Origin of the sequence: Pseudomonas sp. DL (assembly GCF_047199225.1) — a bacterium.
Taxonomy (GTDB): Bacteria; Pseudomonadota; Gammaproteobacteria; order Pseudomonadales; family Pseudomonadaceae; genus Pseudomonas; species Pseudomonas aeruginosa.
In genome coordinates, this window is record NZ_CP178323.1 from 4494945 (window position 1) to 4512411 (window position 17467).

21 protein-coding genes and 1 CRISPR repeat array are annotated in these 17467 nt (G+C 58.8%); of the genes, 13 read left to right on the forward strand and 8 right to left on the reverse strand.

Annotation, left to right across the window (positions count from 1 at the left end):
* Nucleotides 1–26: 26 nt before the first annotated feature.
* The 4 genes from ACI766_RS20880 to ACI766_RS20895 all read right to left on the reverse strand — a co-directional run bounded on the left by ACI766_RS20880 (nucleotide 27) and on the right by ACI766_RS20895 (nucleotide 4850).
* Nucleotides 27–2546: a fimbria/pilus outer membrane usher protein gene (locus ACI766_RS20880; RefSeq protein ID WP_003123214.1), complete on the reverse strand. Its 2520-nt coding sequence runs from the start codon at nucleotides 2544–2546 to the stop codon at nucleotides 27–29.
* 100 nt (nucleotides 2547–2646) lie between these two features.
* Entirely contained in the window at nucleotides 2647–3360 is a 714-nt protein-coding gene (locus ACI766_RS20885) for a molecular chaperone (RefSeq protein WP_003123215.1), read from the reverse strand.
* 57 nt (nucleotides 3361–3417) lie between these two features.
* Nucleotides 3418–4029: a fimbrial protein gene (locus tag ACI766_RS20890; protein WP_004348355.1), complete on the reverse strand. Its 612-nt coding sequence runs from the start codon at nucleotides 4027–4029 to the stop codon at nucleotides 3418–3420.
* 443 nt (nucleotides 4030–4472) lie between these two features.
* On the reverse strand, nucleotides 4473–4850 hold the full coding sequence (locus tag ACI766_RS20895) for an Hpt domain-containing protein (RefSeq protein ID WP_003117019.1): 378 nt from the start codon (nucleotides 4848–4850) through the stop codon (nucleotides 4473–4475).
* 584 nt (nucleotides 4851–5434) lie between these two features.
* Between ACI766_RS20895 and ACI766_RS20900 the strand changes: the two genes are divergently transcribed.
* Both ACI766_RS20900 and ACI766_RS20905 read left to right on the forward strand, forming a co-directional pair.
* Entirely contained in the window at nucleotides 5435–6073 is a 639-nt protein-coding gene (locus ACI766_RS20900) for an NUDIX hydrolase (protein ID WP_003120654.1), read from the forward strand.
* 384 nt (nucleotides 6074–6457) lie between these two features.
* Entirely contained in the window at nucleotides 6458–7018 is a 561-nt protein-coding gene (locus tag ACI766_RS20905; protein WP_003120655.1) for a hypothetical protein, read from the forward strand.
* A gap of 120 nt (nucleotides 7019–7138) precedes the next feature.
* Here the strand turns inward: ACI766_RS20905 and ACI766_RS20910 are convergent, their stop codons facing one another.
* Nucleotides 7139–7543, reverse strand: a complete 405-nt coding sequence (locus tag ACI766_RS20910) for an acyl-CoA thioesterase (RefSeq protein ID WP_003112559.1) — start codon at nucleotides 7541–7543, stop codon at nucleotides 7139–7141.
* 409 nt (nucleotides 7544–7952) lie between these two features.
* Nucleotides 7953–9115, reverse strand: a protein-coding gene (locus tag ACI766_RS20915) for an IS3-like element IS222 family transposase (protein ID WP_086937300.1) whose coding sequence is annotated in 2 segments (ribosomal slippage) — nucleotides 7953–8860 and nucleotides 8860–9115 — 1164 coding nt in all. Because the reading frame shifts where the segments join, the coding sequence is not laid out codon by codon here.
* A 249-nt stretch (nucleotides 9116–9364) separates the two neighbouring features.
* Between ACI766_RS20915 and ACI766_RS20920 the strand changes: the two genes are divergently transcribed.
* The 11 genes from ACI766_RS20920 to ACI766_RS20970 all read left to right on the forward strand — a co-directional run bounded on the left by ACI766_RS20920 (nucleotide 9365) and on the right by ACI766_RS20970 (nucleotide 14340).
* On the forward strand, nucleotides 9365–9541 hold the full coding sequence (locus ACI766_RS20920; protein WP_003149538.1) for a hypothetical protein: 177 nt from the start codon (nucleotides 9365–9367) through the stop codon (nucleotides 9539–9541).
* Between the two features lies 1 nt (nucleotide 9542).
* Nucleotides 9543–9677, forward strand: coding sequence for a hypothetical protein (locus ACI766_RS20925; RefSeq protein WP_003099783.1), 135 nt, complete (start codon nucleotides 9543–9545; stop codon nucleotides 9675–9677).
* 325 nt (nucleotides 9678–10002) lie between these two features.
* The gene (locus tag ACI766_RS20930; protein WP_023875942.1) at nucleotides 10003–10491 is read left to right on the forward strand and encodes an STY4534 family ICE replication protein; all 489 of its coding nucleotides are present in this window, start codon (nucleotides 10003–10005) and stop codon (nucleotides 10489–10491) included.
* Between the two features lie 137 nt (nucleotides 10492–10628).
* The gene (locus tag ACI766_RS20935) at nucleotides 10629–10787 is read left to right on the forward strand and encodes a hypothetical protein (protein WP_023875943.1); all 159 of its coding nucleotides are present in this window, start codon (nucleotides 10629–10631) and stop codon (nucleotides 10785–10787) included.
* 73 nt (nucleotides 10788–10860) lie between these two features.
* Nucleotides 10861–11058 carry a hypothetical protein gene (locus ACI766_RS20940; RefSeq protein ID WP_003149542.1) on the forward strand — a complete coding sequence of 66 codons (198 nt, stop codon included), beginning with the start codon at nucleotides 10861–10863 and terminating at the stop codon, nucleotides 11056–11058.
* Nucleotides 11059–11177: 119 nt separating this feature from the next.
* The gene (locus ACI766_RS20945; RefSeq protein WP_034021239.1) at nucleotides 11178–11885 is read left to right on the forward strand and encodes a hypothetical protein; all 708 of its coding nucleotides are present in this window, start codon (nucleotides 11178–11180) and stop codon (nucleotides 11883–11885) included.
* A gap of 235 nt (nucleotides 11886–12120) precedes the next feature.
* On the forward strand, nucleotides 12121–12471 hold the full coding sequence (locus ACI766_RS20950) for a hypothetical protein (protein WP_004347949.1): 351 nt from the start codon (nucleotides 12121–12123) through the stop codon (nucleotides 12469–12471).
* Nucleotides 12472–12527: 56 nt separating this feature from the next.
* Entirely contained in the window at nucleotides 12528–13193 is a 666-nt protein-coding gene (locus ACI766_RS20955; protein ID WP_062877660.1) for a DUF3275 family protein, read from the forward strand.
* 224 nt (nucleotides 13194–13417) lie between these two features.
* Nucleotides 13418–13780, forward strand: a complete 363-nt coding sequence (locus tag ACI766_RS20960; protein ID WP_319061043.1) for a hypothetical protein — start codon at nucleotides 13418–13420, stop codon at nucleotides 13778–13780.
* Nucleotides 13781–13847: 67 nt separating this feature from the next.
* Nucleotides 13848–14102, forward strand: a complete 255-nt coding sequence (locus ACI766_RS20965) for a hypothetical protein (protein WP_003117062.1) — start codon at nucleotides 13848–13850, stop codon at nucleotides 14100–14102.
* A 91-nt stretch (nucleotides 14103–14193) separates the two neighbouring features.
* Nucleotides 14194–14340 (forward strand): hypothetical protein, encoded by a 147-nt coding sequence (locus tag ACI766_RS20970; protein WP_023103409.1) that lies wholly within the window; start codon nucleotides 14194–14196, stop codon nucleotides 14338–14340.
* A gap of 55 nt (nucleotides 14341–14395) precedes the next feature.
* A CRISPR array of direct repeats spans nucleotides 14396–15945; the repeat unit is 32 nt; unit sequence GTTTCAATCCACGCGCCCGTGCGGGGCGCGAC.
* Between the two features lie 181 nt (nucleotides 15946–16126).
* Here ACI766_RS20970 and cas2 read toward each other — a convergent pair.
* A complete protein-coding gene (cas2, locus tag ACI766_RS20975) occupies nucleotides 16127–16417 on the reverse strand; it encodes a CRISPR-associated endonuclease Cas2 (RefSeq protein WP_031631544.1) in 291 nt (96 codons plus the stop codon).
* Between the two features lie 9 nt (nucleotides 16418–16426).
* The gene (cas1c, locus tag ACI766_RS20980; protein ID WP_031631546.1) at nucleotides 16427–17467 is read right to left on the reverse strand and encodes a type I-C CRISPR-associated endonuclease Cas1c; all 1041 of its coding nucleotides are present in this window, start codon (nucleotides 17465–17467) and stop codon (nucleotides 16427–16429) included.

Here is a 17467-nt window from a genome sequence, read left to right on the forward strand (position 1 = left end):
CTTGACCCGACTGCAGCGGGGACATTTCAGATCGAGGACCGACGGCAACTGAGCGCAACTCGTTCGTAAGTCAGGTCCTTGTTCCTGGGCGGCAACTGATAGTCGACGGAACAGGAGCCATCGCTCCAGCGAATGGACAGGCGCCCCTGGTCCTCGATACCGAACACCAGCAAACGGGACAGGTTGTCGACCATTCCCACGACCCGCTCTTCCTTGTCGTATGCCTGTGCACCGAAGGGAATCTTTCCTCCAGAGTCCATGCTCAGGTCGAACTGCACCCGCCGACCGGACTCCGCGGAGAAACGCTTGGCGATCACGGCGCCCCGGGTCGGCACGGCCATTTGCGTGCTGTCGCTGATCTCGGTATCGCTTCCAAGGGTATTGGTATCCAGGTTCACCCAGTTGTAACGATAGGGTTGCATGTAAGGGAGCACGGCATAGCCACGGCCGTCGGTGCGAACCGAAGAGTAGCCGTCGAGGCCGACGCCGCCGACCTCCGGAACCTCCACCAGGCCGAACGTTTCCCCCACCGGCTGGCCGAAGGTCACTCCCCCCGAATGCACCACTACCGAACCGCTTGCTCCCAGGTTGATCTGCTTGTTGTCGCGCCCCTGGCTGTAATTGGCGGACAACTTGGCCTTGGACGTGTCCCAACCCAGGCCGACGCTGCCGGAGTTGCCGCCGTCCTTGCTGTAGTTGGCCTGTGCGCTGTAGTTGAACGCATTGGCTTCATCCAGGTATCCGGAGATACCGGTGTTCAGGCTCGAATCACCATGCTGTGAACTCACGGCATTGGCATATACCTGACTGGAGCGTGCGCTACCGCCCAAGGGGATGCTGACGGAGGCCGTGAACTGGGTATCGGAGCGCCCGAACGAACCCGTCTCCTGGGTACGGGAAACCGCCAGGCTATAGCTCGCGCGCTTGATGCCGCTGCTGAAGCCGAACTGCACGCGACGGCTGCTGCCGGGGCGATTCCAATATGTGGTTTCGCCCGCCGTGAGATAGAGCGAACTGCGTCGGAACAGCGTCTGGTTCACCGTCAGGTCTATGCGGCTCTTCTGCCGACTGGAACTTGAGCCATAGAGGTAGCTCTCTTCGGACATGTCGTCGATATGCTGGCTGAGAGTACGGTAGCCTTCCGTGGAATAGCGATAGCCCACCACGGTAAAGCTGGTTTCGGTGGCGTTGATGGTCTTGGAATAGAGAAGCCGCAGACTCTGTCCCTGGTTGCGCCCACCCCGCCGCGTGCGGGACTGGCTATGGGTCACGTCCGCAGAAAAACCGCCCAGGGGCGTGTTGAAGCCGAGGCCCAGGTTGGTGGCATTGTACTTCTCCGCAGCGAGCAGGCCGCCAAAGCCGGTAACCCTGTCGGACAAGCCATACACAGCCGACCCCTGGAGCAGGTTGACCGACGGCTGGCCATCATTATGGTACTCACCGGCGGCCAGGCCATAGCGCAGGTTCCCCTTGCGGGTCATGACCGGCAGGTAGGAATAGGACTGCTTGAAGGACCGCTGGCGTCCGTCCGCCTCGATGATCTTGACCTCCAGGTCGCCATTGGAGCCGCTGGGATAGATGTCGGTGATCTCGAACGCACCGGGCGGTACGTTGGTGGAATAGATCACGAAGCCATTCTGGCTCACCTCGACCGTCGCATTGGTTTCAGCGATACCGCGCACCACCGGGGTATAGCTGATCTCGTTGTCGGGCAGCATGCCGATATCGGATTGCAGTTGCACGCCGCGCATACGCACGCTCTCGAAAGCATCCCCCTGAGCGGAGGTATACAACTCGCCGAGGGACAAGGTCCCCTTCAGGGCACGAATGTCACGTTCCACATAGGTACGGTTGCTACTGAACTTGTTGCGCATGCCGGTACCTCCGCTCAGGGAGGAGTCGTTGCGCAGACGCCAGCCAAACAGGTTGAAGCCGTTGCGCAGGCCCAGGTAGCGATAATCGCTGTTCTGGCCAAAGTTGGTGTTGCGCGTGAAGTTGGCCTGGTAGTTGGAAAACAACGCGGTGACACCGTCATCCCAAAGAGAGGGATCCACATAGCCACGCGAGTGCCGCTGTACATACAGCTGTGGAATGCTGACCAGCAGGGAAAGGCTGTTGACGTCGAACTCGATGGATGCACCGGGGATGAGTTCGGCGACATTCAGGGGCGTATTGTTTTCCAGATTATCCGGAATGAGTTTGTCTCGCGTCAGCCGGGCTATATCGACCCCGATCTCCTTGAGCAGCCCTACCCGGACGACCGGACGAACGCTTCCGGTTTCGGGATCGGCACTGAACACGACATCTTCGCGCCGGATCATGATCTGGTTCAAATGAATGTCGACGCTGTAAGTGCCGGGCGACACCGAGTTGCCGTTCTCGAAATACTTCAGTTCAACGGGCGCCCCGCCCTCGTTGTTCAGGAACTCGGCGTTGAATTCCACCGCGAAAGTTACGGCAGGCAAAGCCAATCCCAAGGCCATGAGACAGGAAGACCTGGAATAGACGGACAACTCGAAGTCGAACTTTTTCCTAAATATGGCCACGCGAATATTCCTTGGACTAATTTCCGACAAAACGGAAACACCCATCCATAGGGGAAGTTAAGAGCAGTTCTTCTGCTCTTCTACTCTGCTCTTCTGAGCTTCAGTCGGATAAGGAGCTGGAATGTTTATCGAGTCCGCCATAGTCATTTACGCTCTGGAACTCGACATTTCCAGAAACGCCGGATGGAGTTCCCTTGATTTCGAATCGGCGACTCGACTTCGGCGCGACCATGTCGGCATCAACAACATAGTAGGCATTGCCAGCTTTTAATTTCACGCTGGCCAAAGAGACATGAAACGCAGTATCGTTGGAAACTTCGACAACCGACTTTCCACCCTGACGGACAAGACGCCAGCTCAACTTTCCAGGCGCTTCGGCGGAAGTTCCCGACAAGTTATCGGGGCGGTAGAAGACCTTGATACGCTGGCGCAAAGCTATCTGCAACGTATTAGCCGAGGCAGATTTTTGCGGAATTTCCTGGACGTTCAGGCGGAATACGGATTCCCTGTCGCTCGGCAAGCCCTCCCCTTGAAACAGGATACGCAGGGTTTGCTGCTTGTTGCCTCCCAAACGACTGAGGGCAGGCGTGATGACAAACGGAACCTCACGTTTATCTGCCCCATTATCAGCCTCTACCCAGGATTGAATCATCACGTCCTTGGAAGCCTGGTTCCTGACCAGGATCGCAGCCTCCTTGGCAGGCGCCTGCAGAACGACCCGGGTTCCTCCCAGTGTGATTCCCGCATTGGCCAGGGTGGAAAAAAGCAAAAGGATGCCACCCCAGATAACTCTGGAAGAAAATGGATATTTCATGATGAACTCGCACCTCATGGAACGGGGTATATACATACCCCGCCCACGTAGCAGAACTTAGTTGTATTCCAGGGTGAACGGCAGGGAGCCGTCGGCACTACCAGCCGTAGGAGCTACGGAGCCGGATTTGACATAAGCGGCACGCAGATTCAGCTTGGCACTGTAGACAGTGATGTCATTGCCTTCGCCATCTTTTTGTACCTTGGAATCCAGGGGAGCATCGATGGTCTCGTTCGCCGACAGGTTCAGCAGCTTGCCATCGGATCCATAGATACCGATGCCGACACCGGTGGCGGTGCCGACGGTTTTCAGCAGGCTCTCATTGTTCGGGTCAATAGTGCTCCCAGACATCGGGTTGAACTTCAGCTTGACGGTGGTCAGGCCGGTACCGGTCTTGCCACAGTCCAGGTTCAGGTTCAGGCTGGTACCACCAGCGATGCTGCCGCCCGCGGTGCCGCCCAGCGAGTCGATGCTGATCTTGCCAAGGTTTACGTCGATGGTCTGGTTGCCCGCAGCACCGCCAACGGTGGTGCCGGCACCACCAGTGATGCTGCAAGCGGCCGCGGTGATTTCACCTTTGAAATTGATGGTGCCGTCTGCCGCCATGGCATTGCCGACGACCAGGCTGGCTACTGCGGCAGCCAGAATGCTTTTCATGGAAATGGACACGATTGAGCTTCCTTTTGACAGTGAAAGTGTTGCGATTTTTGAACTCTATAAGAGCCAGCAACATTCTCCGAAAAGCCGAATAGAACGACAACGAAGCACTTCCCAGGCAATCGTGTGAAATCTCCCCAGTGCTTGTATGAAGTTTCCTACAAGCGGAAAAAACCTCGTAGTTAAAAACCCTCCGACACCATAAGCCCGCTACCACTAATAGCCAAACAAAATGAACGATCCGAAAGAAGCGCATCAGCTTCGATAGCGCCTCTTATATAGAAAAATGAAAAACCAAGACAAACCAAAGCAAACCCAGCAGGCTCCCAATTATCCCATTACCCCAGCAGCAGGCGCGGAGCTTACGGGAACGGGAAATCCATGCTGGTGAATAGATGCGATTCAGGTTATGGAGAAACCTGAACAGCTTCTGAAACCTCTATCTGGTCCGATCTCTAGAGCTTTGCCAATTCGGTTGAGATACTGATTTCGAACGCACTTAGTTTGCCTTCCAATGAAGAGGCCAGATTGGCTATCCGCTCGGAAGACTCCGATGGGTTCTGGCAAGCCTTTTCAAGGCAGGAACAAGACTCGACCAATAGGCTGCTGCCCACCACCCTCGCAGCCCCTTTTATCCTGTGCGCAAGTTCGGCCACTCCTTGCAGGTCTGCGAGTTCAAGCAATTCCGCCAACCGAGTACGATCATCCCGACTGCTGGCCAATAAAGTTTCCAGCAACCGCTGCAATGCAGCCGGCTCGCCGCCGGTAATGGCCTCCAGTGAACGAATGTCGAAAAGACTTTCCATCGGCGATTCCGAACCAAGCTCTTTCATACAGACTCCATCGATATGCTTAAAGGAAGGTCACTGCGCGTTGCGCTGTCCCGCCTGCGGGACTCCAGGCATCCGTAGAACGACAAGGCCGTACATGCCGTCCGGGCCAGTTATCCGCAAGCAGCATAAGGGAATTGCCTCCGCCTCTGCCGTCCAAACAGGGGAGCATCGCTTGTTGCGTCTCCTCGAACGGACCCAAACGGCCCTGGAAACGCTCATGGCCGGCACGGAGTCTACCTTTGCCAGCCGACCGCAGCCGGCCCGACCGCTCGTTTCGGGGAGGGAAACTCCTACGGTAAGTCTGTGCGAAGAGGCGTCATCGGTTGCGACCGCCTGACGGTTCGAAGCGAACCTGGCGGAGGAGCCATCGCTGCGACAGGCGAGTCTGGGTTACGCGCAGGTCGCGATGAAACAGCGGCATAAGCCACTATTGGCGCACACAGGCATACGAGGAAGACGCAGGGAACACCTGGTTGAAAACCAGCTCTACAGATCATCGAGCGGCGAGGGTTCTATCTATGGCAAATCCATTGGACGGCTTGCACGACGCGGACCACGCGAAGGCCGAAAAAACGGAAGGAAGGATGCCATCGGTCAGCGATCCCAGGGCGCTTGCCCGTCTTCTGGAATTGATACTGTCCACCGCCCAGGCCGGTCTCGCCTTCTCCAAGGACCGCTTCGACATCGGACGCTTTCGCGCGCTCCAGCATGCCGTTGCCGAATTCATCGCCAGCGACCAGGGGGTAGCGTACGAACGGGTCGAGAACTGGATCGCTCTGGACAGCCACTACCCGACCCCGAAACTGGACGTCCGTGCGTTGATCCTCGACTCGCAACAGCGGGTTCTGCTGGTTCGGGAGGCCTCGGATAGTCGCTGGACCCTACCAGGCGGCTGGTGCGACGTAAACGAGTCGCCGGCAGATGCGGTAGTTCGCGAAACCCAGGAAGAAAGCGGACTGGAAGTTCGAGCGATACGCCTGTTGGCATTGCTGGACAAGCACAAGCATCCCCACCCTCCCCAACTGCCGCATGCGTTGAAAGCCTTCTTCTTCTGCCACGTCACCGGAGGCAGTCTTCAACAACAAACGGACGAAACGTCGGCGGCCGAGTACTTCCCGGTGGACGCCTTGCCGCCGCTTTCCGAGCACCGGGTACTGGCCTCGCAGATCCAGACGTTATGGCAGCGAATCCACGCGGAAACGCCAGAGGCGCTTTTCGACTAGCCCCCCGACCTCATGGAGTCATCGCGCGGCAGACGGCCTGACCCTAACGACGTCCAGCAGGCGTACCCGGCAGATCGACCGGCCAGTCGACGAGCGCCTGCCGCCCTCCCCCATCGCCGGCAGCTTGATGCCGCCAACAGCGGCGCAGCGTGCCTTCCGAGCAGTAAAGCCGGCCCGTCGTTCTCGTTCGAATGCATGGCGGAGCGCACCCGAGGCGCCAGCCATCGATCATCCCGAACGTGCCGATGGAGCGAACTCCGAGCGAGTTCCCCCGCTTCGTCCATAGCTCATCCGTGCTAGTCGACCCTCACCTTGGGCTGCACCTATGATTCGTCCCTTGGATGACCCTCCGCGGTCGGGAACAAGACATTCAAGGACGAACTCATGGGCAAACCATTCCTTCACGCTCGGCGCTGGCTGCTGCCGCTCACCTTCATCTGCACGGCAACGACTGCGGTCGCCGAAAGCACCGGCGACTACTGGATCGTCTACGGCAAGGGCGAACGCTACAACAACGAGGTATTCGTCGCCAACGCCACCGGCATCTTGCAGCAACCCAAAGGTATCCAGTCGGCGCAGATCATCCAGCTATTCGAAGACCAGTCGATGCCGACGCTGACGGCCTACGAGGTCCAGTTCAAGTGCAAGGAGCGCAGGGTCCGCTTCGACAACGCACGCGCCATGCGCCGCATCGACAACGTCATCACCAACGTGAAAACCGTCGACGGCTGGATCGACCCGGGGAAATACGATTACTGGCTGCAACGCTCGTTCGCTTTCGTCTGCGCCCCGGCCATCCGCGACAACAACCAGATGTTGCCGCTGGGCAAGATGCCCATTGCGCGCATGGTGCAGACCGTCCAGGCAATGTTCGTCGAACTGCAGGGCGTCCAGGCCAAGAAACAGACCATGCGCGATCTGGATGCGATGCTCGGCAACGAGTAGAAATGAAGGAAGGCGGCTTGCCGCCCTCCTCCGGAGCCCCACGGAGCAGGTCAGCGGCATGCCGCTCGCAGCGTCCTGCCGGCCGTAGCCAGCGCCGCGACGAATAGCCAGAATGTTTCTCTATGCGAGGAGCGCGCGGAGCTGCGCGGGGACCTCCATGACTTCGCGGGTATCCGGGGAGACACAGACCTGCGTCAGGCTCGCAGTGAACGCCACCACGTCCGGCGAAAGACGTCCTTCGACTGAAAACGAGAAAGAATGCGTCCCCACGTTCGACACGCCCACCTGCATCGTGAGCTCGTCGTCCCAGGTGACCGGATGCAGGAATTCCAGGGAGAACGCTCTCGCCGGGGGAAGAATCCTGAACCCCAGGAGGGTTCTGAGCCCCGGGCCGCCCAGCCAGACCCCGAGCGCCTCCTGCACCGCTTCCAGCACAAAGTATGAAAAACGTGGCGTATAGACGATCCCTTCGGGATCACAGTCGCCAAACAGTACCGTTCTCTTTATGAAAACCGGGGTCGGCATCGGGTCACTCATCCGGTCGCCAGGAAAGGAACCTCACTCTATGGGAGTCCCGGTCCGCTGACAAATCCTCGGATAGCCGTGCACCAGTTCACCAGGCTGCGCGGGGTCTGACAGGAACACGCCAGAACGAACGGGAAAGCGGCTGCCAGTACCGATATGACTGGCGGAAGCGCGAAACCGGCCTTCTTCCCGATGTCGATAAGGATAAGAGTTGCGGTGCGCTGGGGATGAGATATCCGGACTGCGGAAACAGAAAAGCCCGCCTTGTCGGGCGGGCTTTTCATATCGACTCGGTCGATTCTGGCCAGTTTCCTGGCCAAGGCATACTGCAGCTCCGAAGCTAAAGTTGTGAGCTCTACGGAGATCTACAGAAACTCCTTTCTAATATGGTGGGTCGTGTATGTAGTGGTCAACCCATCCCGGACAGTGGGTTGAGTTTTTCTTCGGCCACCGCAGGTGGTAACCCGTCGTTGAATTGATGCGGCCTGATCCAGTTGTAGCGGTGCATCAAGTAATGACTGATGTCCCGTTGGGCCTCCTGCGCCGTCAGGTAACCCGTTGACGGGACCCACTCCGACTTCAGACTGCGGAACAGGCGCTCCATCGGCGAGTTATCCCAGCAATTCCCTCGGCGACTCATGCTCTGCTGCATCCGATAGCGCCAGAGCCGTTGCCGAAACAGGCGGCTGGCGTACTGGCTGCCCTGGTCTGAATGGAACAGCACCTGCTGTGGCTTGCCGCGCTGTTCGTAGGCCATGTCCAGGGCCTTGATCACCAGTTCGGCATCCGGCTTGGCCGAGAACGCCCAGCCGATCACCCGCCGGGTATGCAGATCCAGCACCGCGGCCAGGTAGTGCCAACGGCCTTGCGCCCAGACGTAGGTGATGTCGCCACACCACACCTGATTGGGATGCTCGGTCGCGAATTCGCGGTTCAGCCGATTCGGGATATCCGGCCGCTCAACCGTGGCCTGTTTGTAGGCGTGCGAGCCCGGTTGCTTGCTGACCAGGCCCAGCTCACGCATCAACCTACGCACTCGGAAACGGCCGATGGTCACGCCCTCTTCGCGCAGCATGCCCAGAATGCTGCGGCTGCCGGCCGAGCCCCGACTCTGGCTGAACAACTGGTTGACCTGGCTGCGTAGCGCCACGCGGCGAGCATCGACACGCCGCCGTCGAAGACGGTGGACGTAGTAGCAAGACCGCGCCACATCGAAAGCTGAACAGACCACTTCCACCGACTCCTGCTCACTCAACTGGTCTATCAGCGCGTACGATCGAGTTCGTCCGACATCAAGAGAGCGGTAGCCTTTTTTAATATCGCTTTCTCCCGCTCCAACCGGTTGATCCGGGCTTCCAGCTCCTGGATCTTTTGCTGCTCAGGCGTCAACGCCTTGCTCTTCGGGGTCACACCCTGGCGCTCCGCCTCGAGCTGCTTCACCCAACGGCGCAAGGCCGAATCCACCACCCCCAGCGAACGGCAGGCGTCGATATGGCTGTAGCCTTGGTCCAACACCAGGGCCGCGGCCTCTCGTTTGAACTCGGCGGAAAACGTACGTCGTTGCTTGCTCATCAGGCACCTCTCTCACGGCAAGGATTTTCGCCTAAATCGGTGTCCGGGATCAGTAGACCACTACACAAACCCAAGCCGGCCAAGGCGACCGCCCAAGCTGAAACGCCAGTCAGGAAGGAGCTCAAGCTGGGTTCCCTCGATCAACTGATCGCCCCGGTTGATCCGCTGACCTGCTGATCCACACCTCCCACCAACCCTGCCGGGAAACCATCCCGCAGGGTGGTTTTCCGGTATTTTTCGAGGAAAACCATGAAATCGAAACGTTCTGCATTCGCAGACGATCTCCGAAAAATCGGTACCACTGCCGTTGCGGCGAGCCTGGTGGGCATCTTCCTCAGCGAGCACCGCTTGCTGACGGCATATGCTTTCGTCATGGGTATGGTAATCTGGCTCATAGGTATCGCTCTCACCGAGGAGGAGGAGTGAAATGTCCCAGACCGAGTTCGGCATGATCATCATGACCAGCCTGGTGGTTATCTGCTCCGGCATAGCCCTCTGGTTCAGTTGGCCTCAGGTCAAGACCTGGTGCCAAAAACATCGGATTCTTCCCCGTCATCATTGACCATGAAAGCGCCCAACACTGGGCGCTTTTTTCATTTCATGGGTATTGACATTCATTTTTCCCCTGCCCATCCTTTACCCCGTGAGCTGCTGACGTTGTCGGCAACCCTCCCCCAGTAGTCATGATCTGAAAGACTACGACACGGACTTCCGTGTAGATCGAACCCAAGGTCGCACCAGCTTCCGGTAGCGCGATCAATCAACCCACAGGTTGATGGAAGCCCTCTCCCTCTGATTTACCTCCCAATACCGACCCATGCGGGGAATACTTTTCCCTGACGGGCAAGGTGTTTCTCCGCTTTCGCTTACGAAACTGGAGAATCATCATGAGCAACAACACCCAAGCCCAAGAAGCCAAATATTTCGACCTGCACACCACCGGTATCGGCTACCTCAATCGCATTCGCGAAGTGAAAGTCCGCAAAGGTGATCCGTTCCTCGCCGTAACCGTCGCAGCCCTCCATGGCTCGACTGACAGCGTGGAGTACTCCTACATCGACTGCAAAGTGGTCGGCGCCCAGGCTGAAAAGCTTGTCCGCCGTTGCATGGAAGCAGTCGATGCCGAGAAGAAGGTTCTGATTTCCTTCCGTATCGGCGACATCTGGGCGGATTCCTTCACCTACGAGAAAGGTGAGAAAAAAGGCCAGTCCGGCGCAAGCCTCAAAGGCCGGCTGCTCTTCATCTCCTGGATCAAAGTGGATGGCACCACCGTCTACGATGCGAAGGAAGAAGCTGAAAAAGCCCAGCAAAGCCAAGGCGAACCGCAAGGTGAGCCCGCAGCTCCTGCTGAGCACGCTGAACAAGCCGCTGCTTGAGCACGGCTTGATCGAATACCGGCCCTCATCCCGAGGGCCTTTCACTACCTACGCTATGCGCCACTCTTCATCGCATACCCATCCGGGGGGCACCATCTCCCCCAGGGCGTGGTGTTCTCCATTATCTGGAGATCATCATGAGCAATATCCAAATCGTAGATCTGCCCGCCCTGCCGGAAGTAGAGGAAGTTTGCCTCTCCGAAGTCGAGGACGAGTTGCTGCTTAGCAGTCATTTCTGCAACTTCGCCTGGCTGCTCCTGGCCAGCAACAATGCCCAGGTATCTGCCCTGGCATAATCGCCAAACATTTCCCATTTAGGGGACCTCAGTCCCCATGGGACTGGTGTTTTCTACCGAAAGGAGAATCACCATGCACTACGGAAAGCGGGCACTCGCCCATCTTCGTCTCGAACTGCCGCTGCAGGTTCTAATGTCCAACGCCGGCTTTTATATCGGCACCCTTGATGAAGAAGGACCAGCCTCGCGCGAGTCGGTTGAATATTACCCCTCACGCGAACTTGCCCAACAGGCATTAGACAACGGCACTTGGACGCAACGGGAATATTAAGAAGACCTATCGCGTTAACTGCAACAACTCGACATCACCAGGGCGCTTCGGCGCCCCTTACTCACCTGGAGGTCCATAGCCTCCAAGGGCATGGGCTTCCCGGCAACCGGAGATATCCCATGACTCAACTCAATCCGTTTATTCGCGGCTATGAGAGTTTCCGCATCGAGCGAAACCTACAGATCACTGACGAAGGCGACAATCTACCGTGCTACCGCGCACTGCATGAAACCCAGCAGCACCTCCCAGACGAATATTTTCAGTGCGAGCTGTGCTACTTCAATGGCGATTTCGCCGTGGTAACCCAAGACTTAGACGATGAAAGAGTTGAAAAATGCCCTCACCAAGGAATAGTGAGAAACGTACTTTACAGCATCTACGGTGAGCAGGACGGCAGAAAAAAGCTTATCGGAGATCAATACTCACTGACCGAAGCCGAGAGTGTCGTTCGATACCTTTCGTTCGGCGGCGGTTATAACCGCTGCTGGGAGATCAGAAAAACACATCTACCCATCAGCGCGTGGAATAGCCTCTACGAAAGGTTCTCGACCAAGATGCCAATCCGCTTGCCCTCGGTGTTGGTATCGCTCTTCTGGTGTAACGAGCACGGTGCCGTGGGCTTTCGCTTGCACAACACCCCTTGGACGGATGAGTGTCTGGAGATCCTGGAGATGACCGCAGCCGCTCTTCGACAAGAACAGCTTGCCTTCGGCCTCGACGAACACCTGGTCGATCTGCTTCACCTCGCGGGACAAGCAGACATTCGGCTCCTGGTACTTGATCCATTCGCGCCCACGCTCAAGGGCCTGCCGCTTTATGACGATTGAGCAATCCGGCCGGCGGGAAATCCCGCCAGCCCCCGAATTCGAATTGGCTCGCTGTCGTTGACAGCGCCTCCCAAGGAGCCAGAGTTTAAGGCTCCGGCGCGCAAGCGCTAACCCACCCAAGACCGCCACAGCACTCGGCAGCGCGGTCGCATCACGCAAGTGATGGAGTGCATCCTACCCACCCACGCGGGGACCTCATCCCCGCGGGAGAGGCCTGCGTATTCGGAGACCTCTCATGACCTCTCTCAACAACCACTCCAGCGCAGGTCACACTGCTGCGTACCTCAAACTCCCGATCGTTCTCACCAACGCGGCCTGGCTGCGCCTGGTCTATCTCGCCAACCCTGCCAGGGTCGACGAGATGGGCACCCGGCTGGCCAGTGTCGTTCAAACCGCCTGGCAGGAGCTTTCGCTCCAGCCGACCGCGAAGCACATCCAATTCCACCTGTACCACAAGGAGGAAGAGGGGCAGGACCGCGCGCTCGCGCTGCTGGTCCTCTCGATAGTCGAGCCGTCCGATGAGCCTTCCTACCTGCGCATCGAGCTGCAGGAAGAAAGCCTCCAGGGCAACCCGGATACCGAGTAGTTCTCCCCTCACCACGATCCCGCTTCGGCGGGATCATCCTTTTCGCAGGTCACGCCATGATCAACATACCCGGCCAGTTGGCCATTCGAACCATCAACGGTCGCAATGGCGAGTTCAACGTGGGAAAGCTCTCGACCTCGATCGGGGAGTTCGTCATCAAGGACGCTCTCCTGGACCAGCACATCGAAGGCAAGTACCGCGGTGATTTCGCCATCACAGAGATCCGTCCCTCCTACTACACCACCGGCGGCCGGCTGGTCGTCGAGATCCGCGCGAAGCTCGACAGCATGACTCTGGACGACGTGGACAACCTCAGCGACGAGGAGGCAGAGCGTCTCTCTGGCAATGAGGTGGATCCGCTCGACGAAGTGCCCGCGATCCAGCAACCCACTGCCGCACCGGCGGCACCGCCGAAGTCGCCCCAGAAACCGAAGCCTCTGCGCCCCGCTGCAACCGGGGACGACGCGCCTTTCGGTATGGACCCTCCGGCTCCTGCAGAGCAGGCCGCCACTCTGGACACAGACGCAGATGCAGAACTGTTCGGGACGGTCTGGCCGCTAGGCGAAATCGTCAAGCTGGACACCACGGTCGACCGCAAGCGACTACGCCAACAGTGTGTGCGACTCGGCGCGCTGGGCTATGAGCTCGACTTCAAACAACAAGTGTGGACCCGCAAAGCGTGCCCTCTGTTAGAGCCAACGCCGGGGTCAATCAGTCGCTAGACGATGACTACGAGCGCCGCACGGCAGCCCGGAGTGCTACTACAACCTGTTCCACCCACCAGGCTATCAGCGCAATGACTGTAAGCGCTGCTGCTATTGGCGTTGCTCTGTCAACCAACTGACTCCTCCAGCGCCTTGAGCGCGCAACACGCTGAAGCAACACCCTTCCAACCCCTGCCGGGCTCTCCCGTCAGGGAGACCTGGCCAACCACAGGAGCACACCTATGAGATGGCTTTTCTCACATCAGACGAAGGAAGACCTGCTGCGTGAGCTGCTGGCCCCAACCAGTACCTTCGCAGGCAGCACCGAGGTGCTGGCACACGCAGTCTCCGGCAACGAACTTTGGACTGTCGTAAAACGAACCTTCCACCTTGCCGGATTCTATTTCGGCAAGCCGGCCGGTCACTCGATCACCATGATCGAGCTGCACTTGCTGGACTGCTCGGCCGGGCAATGGGGCTACAAGACCATTCCGGAGAAAGCAGGCCCGTTCTACTACGGCTGTCCGCTGGAGTTTCTGGACCTGGCTCACGATGAGACCAACAAGGAGTGGCGAGACCGTTTGACTCAAGAACACCAAGCCTGACCGCACCAACCACTTCCCTTGAGGGGCTCCCTCAAGGGCGCTCCTCGTCTACCACCAGAAGCACACCATGAACCCACTGTTCACCAACCTCACCCAGGAAACCCTCGCCTACCTCGAGGACCAACTGTCCAACAACGACGTCGCCGGCGACGACGAGCTCATCGACCTGTTCATCGAGGAGCTGTCGCTGACCTTGGAGCAGGCGGAAGCGGCTGTCGCGCTACGCGATCAGTACCTCTGCCAGGTCTTCCTGAACGGCCAAGGGCCGCTGCACCAAGACGATGGGCTCAGCTTCGACCCTCACACCAAGAGCGTTCGGTAACCACCACGCTCCCCTGCACCAGTTGGACCACACCCCGAGGGGCTTCACCGCTCCTCGAGGGCGGCGTGGCTCCTCCTTCCAGGAGGTTCCTATGCCCAGTCCCACCCCGCTCTACCAGATCGAAGAGTGCCCAGACCTGTACGTCGACGCCTGCGTGTGCGACGAGCAGCGCAACCTGGTCTTTCTTTCGGCTTGGGGCCGCGACACTGTGACACAAGAGTTCCTGGCCAGGCTCTGAGCCGGGAAGAGAGTGGCGAGACAAAATTTTTCAGGACAAACTCCCAAAAATCCATCTTTCACTCCACGCGCCCGCGTAGGGCGCGACATTCCCTGATAGCCGTCACGCGACAACGGCAGTTGTTCAATCCACGCGCCCATGCGGGGCGCGACCTCACCGGCTGCGGTCATTACGACCTGGCCAGGGCTGTTTCAATCCACGCGCCCGTGCAGGGCGCGACATGCCAGGCACGAACGTGCTCTCGGAGCAATGGTTTCAATCCACGCGCCCATGCGGGGCGCGACCTTCCATGTGATTTCCCTTTCCACTGGCGCACCCGTGTTTCAATCCACGCGCCCGTGCGGGGCGCGACACCGGCAAAAGTAGCCCGCCTCTCCACCCTCAAGAAGTTTCAATCCACGCGCCCGTGCGGGGCGCGACCGCCACTCATCCTGCGGCATGCGCGCGTCGCAGATGTTTCAATCCACGCGCCCGTGCGGGGCGCGACCTTCGGCATCTTCCGGATAGTCGGGGACTTCCAGTTTCAATCCACGCGCCCGTGCGGGGCGCGACAATACTTTTTTGACATCCATTTCGCCCTGGGTAAGTTTCAATCCACGCGCCCGTGCGGGGCGCGACGCCTGGTTCCCGCGCAAGGTCGTCGATATCCCGGCGTTTCAATCCACGCGCCCGTGCGGGGCGCGACAGTATCGCGGGCGCGGCCTGATCCAGCTGACCGGGTTTCAATCCACGCGCCCGTGCGGGGCGCGACATAGGCCACCACCACACCCGCGCCGTTGGTCACGTTTCAATCCACGCGCCCGTGCGGGGCGCGACGTGGGACTGCCTTCCGAAACCGCAACTGCCTGACATGTTTCAATCCACGCGCCCGTGCGGGGCGCGACGTGATCGAAATCTACCCATCGCTCCTTGACGGAGTTTCAATCCACGCGCCCGTGCGGGGCGCGACCTTGATCTTTCCCGACTACATCCTGCCGCCCAGGTTTCAATCCACGCGCCCGTGCGGGGCGCGACCGCTAATGCTGCGCCCATAGTTCGCCTCGCATAGTGTTTCAATCCACGCGCCCGTGCGGGGCGCGACTTCTCCAAACCAAAATCATTTGCAGGTGAAACGGTTTCAATCCACGCGCCCGTGCGGGGCGCGACGTTCCGAACAGACCTAGCATAGCGTCGAGCCATTGTTTCAATCCACGCGCCCGTGCGGGGCGCGACGACTGGATAATGTGGTTATCGATCAAAAATCTATGGTTTCAATCCACGCGCCCGTGCGGGGCGCGACAGCGAGGCGCGCCGTGACTGGGGCATCAAGATGTTTCAATCCACGCGCCCGTGCGGGGCGCGACCAGCGACCTGCAGGGCGCCGCCCTTCAGGAACGTGTTTCAATCCACGCGCCCGTGCGGGGCGCGACGTCAGGTAGCCTTCCGCCCACTCGCCAGGCGTACCGTTTCAATCCACGCGCCCGTGCGGGGCGCGACATACGGCGGTTTTTTCTCCACCGCGATGAAGACGTTTCAATCCACGCGCCCGTGCGGGGCGCGACACCAGCCTGGAGCGCGGTCTGCGACTTGTCGAGTTTCAATCCACGCGCCCGTGCGGGGCGCGACCGCCCACTTATAACTTACTGATCAGCATGAAAAAAACCTTTTACTTCAGCGAAACATGCCTTATTTAGGCAAGGCGCGCGCCATCAAACTGCTAACGTCAAAAAAAGAGTATATAAATCAATCAGCTAGAGAGCTGCGAACCCCTCAGGGTTGGGTCGGTCGCTTTAGGTTCGCGCCGACGCTAAAGAATCAGCGGGCCATTTAGGTCGAGTACAACCTTGGCCCCAACATGCTCCATACGATGTTGCCAGTTCGTGCCCAAGTAGTAGAAACGTAGGCTGTCTTGTTCCGGATTGATTAGGTCGCACAGACGATGCTTAAGGAGTGTCCACTGCGCGCTATCTACCTCGATCTCGAACACCGAGTATTGCACTCGCTGACCATAATCGCGGCAGGCCTTGGCCAGGCGGCGCAAGCGCTTGCCACCTGCAGCATCTTGAGTGCTCACGTCATAGCTGACCAGAACCATCATGTCGCCACCTCACTTCCACAGAAATGGCGGATAAGCCTCCAGATCGCCGCGCAAATGGCGAGCGAGCAATTGCGCCTGAATGTAAGGGAACAAACCAAGTGGTGCCTTCTCGCCGAGGAAACCATGCTGTACTTCCTCACGCTTGCGCTCCTGATAAGCAGTCAATAACGTCTTGCGCGCCTCGTCCTTGAGGAGCACGGCGCCATTGTCCAAGGTACGGAAATCGCGTTCGCCCAATTGTTTGCGGTTGATCAGGGAAAGCGCCAAGCGATCGGCCAGCACAGGACGGAACTCCTCAAGTAGATCCAGCGCCAAGCTAGGTCTGCCGGGACGGTCGCGATGTAGGAAGCCTACGGCTGGATCCAGTCCTACGGTTTCCAACGCCGAACGACAATCATGTGTCAGCAAGGTGTAGAGAAAGGACAGGAGTGCATTGACCGCATCCAGAGGCGGTCGGCGGCTGCGCCCGGCGAAACGTAGCGTCGGGTTGTCGATACGGATCAGATGATCGAATACGCCGAAATAGGCCTGGGCGGCCTCGCCCTCCAGCCCTCTGAGCAGTTCCACCCCAGGTGCCTCAAGCAACCTGTCGGTGATTCGCCGCAAACGCTTGTGGCTATGTGACAGAGAGACTCGCGCCTCTTCCGCCAAGACCTCGCCATGGTCACGCAGAGCCCGCCCCAGCACCGCCCGTTGATTGTGCACCTTGCCTAGCAGTAGGTTGCGCACCAGTGCCGCACAGCCGGCCTGGTCATCGCTTCGACGGTACTGTTCTCGACGCAGCAGGACATTGCCAGACACAGGCCCTTCCACCCGAGCCAGGAACTTGCCGTTGGGCGATAAGTAGCAGACACTAATGCCCTGCTCCGCGCAGTACCCCAGCAGGGGCGGTGACACCAATACGCGGCCCATGCAAACCAGGCTTTCGAGCATATGAGCTGGCAAGCGTCCACGTATCTCGCCCGCCACCTCCATGACGACATTAGCTCCGTCCTTCTTCAGCCAGGCGCCCTCGGTGGTGACATATAGGGTATTGAGCTGTCGCCGCAT